The 6,889-nt window shown below is 67.7% G+C and carries 7 protein-coding genes and 1 pseudogene; 1 reads left to right on the top strand and 7 read right to left on the bottom strand.

Going from position 1 to position 6,889, the window contains the following annotated elements:
- Both AOK17_RS51060 and AOK17_RS41975 read right to left on the bottom strand, forming a co-directional pair.
- Positions 1-203: pseudogene (locus tag AOK17_RS51060) on the bottom strand (hypothetical protein); the annotation flags it as partial.
- Positions 204-268: 65 nt separating this feature from the next.
- A complete protein-coding gene (locus AOK17_RS41975) occupies positions 269-1,435 on the bottom strand; it encodes an HpcH/HpaI aldolase/citrate lyase family protein (RefSeq protein ID WP_055617910.1) in 1,167 nt (388 codons plus the stop codon).
- 199 nt (positions 1,436-1,634) lie between these two features.
- Between AOK17_RS41975 and AOK17_RS41970 the strand changes: the two genes are divergently transcribed.
- A complete protein-coding gene (locus AOK17_RS41970; protein ID WP_055617909.1) occupies positions 1,635-2,540 on the top strand; it encodes a TerD family protein in 906 nt (301 codons plus the stop codon).
- A 62-nt stretch (positions 2,541-2,602) separates the two neighbouring features.
- Here AOK17_RS41970 and AOK17_RS41965 read toward each other — a convergent pair whose 3' ends face one another.
- The 5 genes from AOK17_RS41965 to AOK17_RS41945 form a co-directional block, all read right to left on the bottom strand.
- Complete coding sequence (locus AOK17_RS41965; protein ID WP_055617908.1) at positions 2,603-3,340, bottom strand: TerD family protein; 738 nt, start codon at positions 3,338-3,340, stop codon at positions 2,603-2,605.
- Positions 3,341-3,445: 105 nt separating this feature from the next.
- Positions 3,446-4,591, bottom strand: coding sequence for a DUF475 domain-containing protein (locus AOK17_RS41960; RefSeq protein ID WP_055617907.1), 1,146 nt, complete (start codon positions 4,589-4,591; stop codon positions 3,446-3,448).
- Positions 4,592-4,869: 278 nt separating this feature from the next.
- Positions 4,870-5,445 (bottom strand): TerD family protein, encoded by a 576-nt coding sequence (locus AOK17_RS41955; protein WP_055617906.1) that lies wholly within the window; start codon positions 5,443-5,445, stop codon positions 4,870-4,872.
- A gap of 135 nt (positions 5,446-5,580) precedes the next feature.
- Complete coding sequence (locus AOK17_RS41950; RefSeq protein WP_055617911.1) at positions 5,581-6,156, bottom strand: TerD family protein; 576 nt, start codon at positions 6,154-6,156, stop codon at positions 5,581-5,583.
- A gap of 198 nt (positions 6,157-6,354) precedes the next feature.
- Positions 6,355-6,813 (bottom strand): peroxiredoxin, encoded by a 459-nt coding sequence (locus AOK17_RS41945; RefSeq protein ID WP_055617905.1) that lies wholly within the window; start codon positions 6,811-6,813, stop codon positions 6,355-6,357.
- Between the last annotated feature and the right edge of the window lie 76 nt (positions 6,814-6,889).

The raw sequence follows: 6,889 nt of genomic DNA, 5'->3' as shown, positions 1-6,889 counted from the left end.
CCGGATGCTGGGTCGCCGAGCCGCTCGGCGACCCAGCATCCGGACCAGATCTCACCGTCGCGGGTGTCACCGTCGGCTCCGCCCGGCGTCCCGGACGGGCTCCCGGTGCCGGGGCCCGCGCCGGCCCCGGCCTTGGTCCCGGGGCGGAATCCGGTCGCCGACCAGACCCCTGCCCCGCCCCCGTCGTTCACAGCGTTCTTCATGGATTCCTTGGGTGTCGGCGGGTGTCGGTGAGCGTGAATGGGTGTGATGAGGGCGCGATGGGGCGTCAGCCGGGGATTCCCGCGGCGAGCAGTTCCACGAAGCCGATGTCCTCGTTCGCGACGCCGAAGACCTCGGCCCGCTGGAGGGTGCGCTCGGCCCAGGCGCGGTGCGGCTTCACTTCATTCATTTTGTTCGTGTACGCGGACCGCAGCACGCCCCCGCCGCCCCGCTCGGGCCGCAGGATGTCCTGGGCGTCGCTGAACTCCTCGTGGCTGACGACGGACAGCGCGTGCACGGGCAGGACGTGCGAGGGGTGGATGCAGGTCTTGCCCTGCAGTCCGTTGGCGCGGTCGAGGGAGATCTCCCGCAGCAGACCGTCCATGTCGTGCTCGATCAGCAGGGCGCGCAGGTCCTCGGCCTCCGGGGTGAAGGGGCTGCGCCGCAGCTGCGGCTTGAACATGCGCTCCTGGACCCTGAAGTACTCCCACACGGGCCCGGTCACCGTGAATCCGGTGCCGTCGGCCCTGCCGAGCACGTTCACCACGTCCGCGATCACGGACGCGACGATCTGCACGTCGTACGCGGTCATGTCGGGCGCCCTGCGCAGTCCGTACGCGGAACAGAAGTCGGTGACGCCGAGCCGCAGCGCGAGCACGCGGTCGCGGTACTTGTCGACGGCCCGGAAGATCCCGGCGAGGGTCTCCGCCCGCGACTCGCGGTACAGCAGATCGGGCGATTCCAGGACGGGCATCGCGAACAGCCGTCGTCCGCTCGCGGCCTCGGCCGCGGTGAGCGCCTCCAGGAACGGGATCCCCCGCTCCTCGGTGAACTTCGGGAGTACGAATCCGGACAACAGGCGGACGGATTCGCCGAGCCGCCGGACCAGGTCGGGGATCTGCTCGGGTGCTCTGACCCGGACGAACAGCAGCGGAAGCTCGGTCTCCGGGCAGCGTTCGGCCAGGTCGGCGAATTGCCGGACCAGGTTCGCCTCGGCCTCCGGCACCTCCGCGTCGTCGATCGAGTCCTCCAGGCACAGCACCATCGAGACGACACCGCGGCCGGTCTGCTTCACGATGTCGTCTGCCAGCTTCGGCCTGGTGGCAGGGCTGTAGAGGGTGGCTCCGAGAGCCACGGCCAGCATTCTGGCCGAGGAGTCCGCGGTGAAGACGCACGGCTCCTGGTGGAAGAGGCGTTCCCGCACCTCAGGGGCGATTTGCCCGAAATGACGCATGAGTCTCCCCCGGGGCGGCTAGGCGGCCTGACGATATGTGGCCGGTAATAGTACGTAGAGATCCATGTCAAGGGTTCCCACCGGGCATGAAATTCAGGTAACGCAGGCAAACACCATTGTGTCTCCCGTCCGCGGATCGGGCCGGTCGGGAGTCACCCCCGCGTTGTCGTGACCAGGACCGAGAAGGCAGGATGACCGCATGACGCACGCGATGCTGAAGGGGTCGAACGTCCCGCTGGACGCCACTGCGGTGCGCGCCGTGCTGCGCTGGACGCCGGGACGGGGTGTCCCGGACGTGGATGCCTCCGCGCTGCTCCTCGGCCTCGACGGTCGTGTGCGGTCCGACGAGGACTTCGTTTTCTACAACCAGCCCCGGCACCCCTCGGGCAAGGTCTGGCGACTCGGCAAGAAGCGCGTGAACGAGGGTCTCGCCGAGGGACTCACCGACACGATTCAGTCGGATCTCGTCGGCGTTGACAATGGAGTGGGCCGAATTCTCCTTGTCGCTTCGGCCGACGGCGTCACCTTCGACCGGGTCAGCGCCCTGCGGATCCTGCTGTACGACGCCGTCCTCGGGGACGCCGAGCCGGTGGCGTACTTCGACATCAAGCCACAGACCGGCAAGGAGACCGCGCTGGTCTGCGGCGAGCTGTACCGCCGCGGCGAGGGCTGGAAGTTCCGGGCGCTCGGCGAGGGCTATACGAACGGCCTGCAGGGGCTGGCCTCGGACTACGGCATCTCGGTGGACGAGTCCGAGGTCGCGGACCCGTCGGCGTCCGCCCTGCCCGGCCCGCCCGCCGGTGGGCGGCCTCTGCCGCCGGAGCAGCCCACGCAGCTGCCCCCGATGCCCCAGCAGCCCTCGTACGGCTATCCACCGGCCGCGGCGGGCCCGGAGCCCACCCGGCAGCAGCCGCCCGCCGTGCAGCCCGCGTACGGCTACCCACAGCCCACCAGCCAGCCCGCCTACGGCTACCCGCAGACGGCCCCGTCCCAGCCGGCCCCGGCCACCGCCCACTCCGGCTACGGCTACCCCCAGCCGGTGGCCCCGCTCCCCGACCCGGACTTCAGGCTGCCCCCGCAGGGCCCGCAGTTCATCGGCCGGTAGGGGCACCCCGTGCCCTTCGGGGGCCCTGAGGCGCCCCCGTAGAGCCCAGCGGCAGCGCGTGGTCAGCGGTCGGCTTTCGTCTTGTAGCCGCGGCCCCACTGCAGGCCCCAGCCGTAGAGCCGGTCGAGCTCGGCCTGGAACCCGTAGACGAACTTCACCTCGCGGCGCACCACCAGTTCGTTCTTGACGTTCTCGATCATGACCACCGCGCAGGACCTGGCCTGCGAGTGCCGCTCGTCGAGGCCGATCTCGATCCGGGGGCCGTTGCTCGGGAAGAGCGTCACGATCGCGTGCGTACGGTCGAAGGCGGGGGTCTGGTCGTAGATGTAGACGAAGACCAGGAGCCGCTTTATCTGCTCGCGGTGGTCGAGGTTGACGAAGATCGTCTCGCCCGAGCCGGAACCGAAGCGGTCGTCACCGCTGAGTTTCACGTACGGCGCGCCGTTGAGCTCGCCCAGGAAGCCGCCCAGTGGCTGGACGACTCCCTTGGTGCCGTCCGCGAGCTCGTACATACAGCCCAGGTCGAGGTCGACGTTGACCATGCTCTGGGTGTGCGCCTGCACCACGTCCGGCTTGAAGGCCTTGAAGGGGTGGCGCAGCAGGCTCTCCCGCTGGGACCCGCCGATGTCGGAGGTGCGCATCCGCCAGGACAGGTTGATACGGAGGTTGCCGGTGGCGGCGCCCTGTTTGGTGAGCGAGATCGTGTGGTTCCGTTTGGTCAGTTCTATGGCGTTGGTCGCCGCGCTGCCCGAGTCGAAATCCGTCGACCGGCCGCGCCACAAGCCTTCCCAGAAGCTCATTCCCGCCCCCACGCTTCCCTGTTCACCTCGACGAATGCGGCGGGGCGGCCGCGAGGATTCCCTCGACGGCCGCCCCTCACAGAGCGTTCCTCACTCGGAGCGGTGTCACACCCCGGACGAGATCTCAGCCTTGTCGTCCGAGGCTTCAGCTTTTCCCTCTGCGGCCTCGATCGCCCGGTTGCGGCGCACGGAGGACCAGAAGGACCAGGCGATGAGTACGACACCGATGAGGCCGGTGACGATCTCGTTGACCTCGAAGCGGATCGTGATGAGCAGGATGCCGGCCAGGGCACCGATCGCGTAGTGCGCGCCGTGCTCCAGGTAGACGTAGTCGTCGAGGGTGCCCTGGCGGACCAGGTAGACCGTGAGCGACCGGACGTACATGGCGCCGATGCCGAGGCCGAGGGCCATCAGGATGATGTCGTTCGTGATGGCGAAGGCGCCGATGACGCCGTCGAAGGAGAACGACGCGTCCAGGACCTCCAGGTACAGGAACATGAAGAAGGCGGCCTTGCCGACGAGCACACCTGCGGAGACCTTCTTGCCCTCGCGCTGGGCCTCCTCCTCGGCCTCGTGCTCGCGCTCCTCCGCTTCCTCGAGACGGTTCTCGAAGAAGCCGGAGAGTCCACCGACGACCAGGTAGGTGATGAGTCCGGCGACGCCGGAGAGCAGCACCGTCTCCGCCTTGTCGGCGGATCCGGCGTGCAGGTGGGCCTTCGGGGCGAGGTACAGCGCGGTGATCAGCAGGACGATCAGGGCGATGCAGGCCGACAGCATGTCGACCTTGCCGAGCTTGGCCAGCGGGCGCTCCAGCCAGCCGAGCCACTTGATGTCACGGTCCTCGAAGATGAAGTCGAGGAAGATCATCAGCAGGAACATGCCACCGAAGGCGGCGATCGACGGGTGGGCGTCGGTGACCAGTTCCTGGTAGCGGTCGGCGTCGTTGAGCGCCAGGTCGACCGCCTCGATGGGGCCGAGGGAGGCGCTGATCGCGACGATCACGACCGGGAAGACGAGCCGCATTCCGAAGACGGCGATCAGGATGCCGACGGTGAGGAAGATCTTCTGCCAGAAGGCACTCATCTTCTTCAGGATTCCGGCGTTGACCACAGCGTTGTCGAAGGACAGCGAGATCTCGAGGATGGACAGGATCAGCACGATCCCGAACGCGGTCCATCCGTCGATCAGCACCGCTGCGACCAAGCCGAGCGCGGTGACCGCGAACGACCAGCCGAAGGTTTTCAGAACCACTGGCTACCCAATCGTGAGTATGGGGGGCTACCCCCGGACGAAGTCCGGAGGGGGTTTCCCCCCGCCGTACCCGGCTTTACGAAACATTGACCACAAAGTCTAGAGGGACGACCCTCCGGACGAGAGGGCCGGGCCACCCCACCTGGAGAGTCGCAGGTCCAGAGGGTGCAAACGCCAGTGACGCGCCTTCGGCCCCGCCCGCCACACTGCTTTCGGTGCACGGCGGGCGGGGGCGTCTTCCTGGGTCACCGGGGGCACCTTCCCCGGCCCCGGCGGCCCTACGAGACGTTGACCCCGAAGTCCAGGGCGATGCCCCGCAGTCCGGACGCGTAACCCTGGCCCACCGCGCGGAACTTCCACTCCGCGCCGTAGCGGTAGACCTCGCCGAAGATCATCGCGGTCTCCGTGGAGGCGTCCTCGGAGAGGTCGTAGCGGGCGAGCTCCTGGCCGTCGGCCTGGTTGACGACCCGGATGAACGCGTTGCTGACCTGACCGAAGGTCTGGCCGCGGTTGTCGGCATCGTGGATCGAGACCGGGAAGACGATCTTGTCGACGTTGGCCGGCACCTTGGAGAGGTCGATCAGGAGAGACTCGTCGTCGCCGTCGCCCTCACCCGTGAGGTTGTCCCCGGTGTGCTCGACCGAGCCGTCCGGGCTCTTGAGCTGGTTGTAGAAGATGAACCACTCGTCACCGAGCACCCGCCCCGAGTTGCACAGCAGCGCGCTGGCATCGAGGTCGAAGTCTGCTCCGGTGGTCGAGCGTGCGTCCCAGCCGAGCCCGATCATCACCTGTGTGAGGTTCGGTGCGGCCTTGGAGAGGGAGACATTGCCCCCCTTGGCGAGCGTGACGCCCATGATCCTTGTCCTCCCCGGTCAAGCCATTGGGTTGTCGAGCACGTCCGGCGCCGCACTAGGAGTGTGCGACGCCGGACGGAAAAAAGGTGAAGCGTGTTGAAGCTGCCCGGGGCCGGACGACGGCCCCGAGGTGGCTCAGACGTTGACGCCGAAGTCCTGCGCGATGCCGCGCAGACCTGAGGCATACCCCTGACCGATGGCACGGAACTTCCACTCCGCGCCGTGGCGGTACAGCTCGCCGAAGACCATCGCGGTCTCCGTGGAGGCGTCCTCGGAAAGGTCGTACCGGGCGATCTCCGCCTCGCCCGCCTGGTTCACGACGCGGATGAACGCGTTGCGCACCTGGCCGAACGACTGCTGGCGGTTCTCGGCGTCGTAGATCGAGACCGGGAAGACGATCTTCTCGATATCGGCCGGGACGCCGGCGAGGTTGACCTTGATCTGCTCGTCGTCGCCCTCGCCCTCACCGGTGGTGTTGTCACCGGTGTGCTCGACCGAGCCGTCGGGGCTCTTCAGGTTGTTGAAGAACACGAAGTTGGCGTCACTGCTGACCTTGCCCTCCGCGTTCGTCAGGATGGCGCTGGCGTCCAGGTCGAAGTCGGTACCGGTGGTGGTGCGGATGTCCCACCCCAGACCGATGATGACCGCGGTCAGTCCCGGGGCCTCCTTCGACAGCGATACGTTGCCGCCCTTGCTGAGGCTGACTCCCACGAGTCCTCCCATTGGTGTCCAGGGGCGGTGCGCCCCGTAGTGCGTTGGTATCGGATCAACGTGTCGATCCTAGTGAGGGGTTCCCCACCGCCGCAGGCCCTGGGCGTGAAGAATCCCAGAGTGTCGGCATCACAGGCCGGTCACGGAGCCGGGATGATGCCGGGTTCGTACCGGGTTCGTGCCGGGATCAGGTCCGGATCACAGACTGTCCAGCGCCGTCACGTACTCGTTCAGGTCACGGGCGTCCGGCAGGGCGTTGACGACGGTCCAGCGGACGATGCCCTCCTTGTCGATGACGAAGGTGCCGCGCACCGCGCAGCCCTTGTCCTCGGCGAAGACCCCGTACGCGCGCGAGACCTCGCCGTGCGGCCAGAAGTCGGACAGCAGGGGGTAGTCCAGGCCCTCCTGCTCGGCGAAGACGCGCAGGGTGTGGATGGAGTCGTTGGAGACGGCGAGCAGCTGGGTGTCGCGGTCGGAGAACTGCGGGAGGTTGTCTCGCAGGGCGCACAGTTCGCCGGTGCAGACGCCGGTGAAGGCGAAGGGGTAGAAGAGCAGCACGACGTTCTTCGCGCCGCGGAAGTCCGAGAGCTTCACGGTGGCGCCGTGGTTGTCCTTCAGCTCGAAGTCCGGGGCCTTGTCGCCGACCTCGATCGTCATCGTCCTGCATCCCTTCCATGGGCCGTTCGGGGCACCCACCCTACGCAGAGGGCCCTTTTCGCCCCCGCCGCCCCTA

Origin of the sequence: Streptomyces phaeochromogenes, assembly GCF_001418655.1 — a bacterium.
Classification (GTDB): domain Bacteria; phylum Actinomycetota; class Actinomycetes; order Streptomycetales; family Streptomycetaceae; genus Streptomyces; species Streptomyces phaeochromogenes.
The sequence above is the reverse complement of the archived record's forward strand: the minus strand, read 5'-3'. Positions and strand labels throughout refer to the sequence as shown.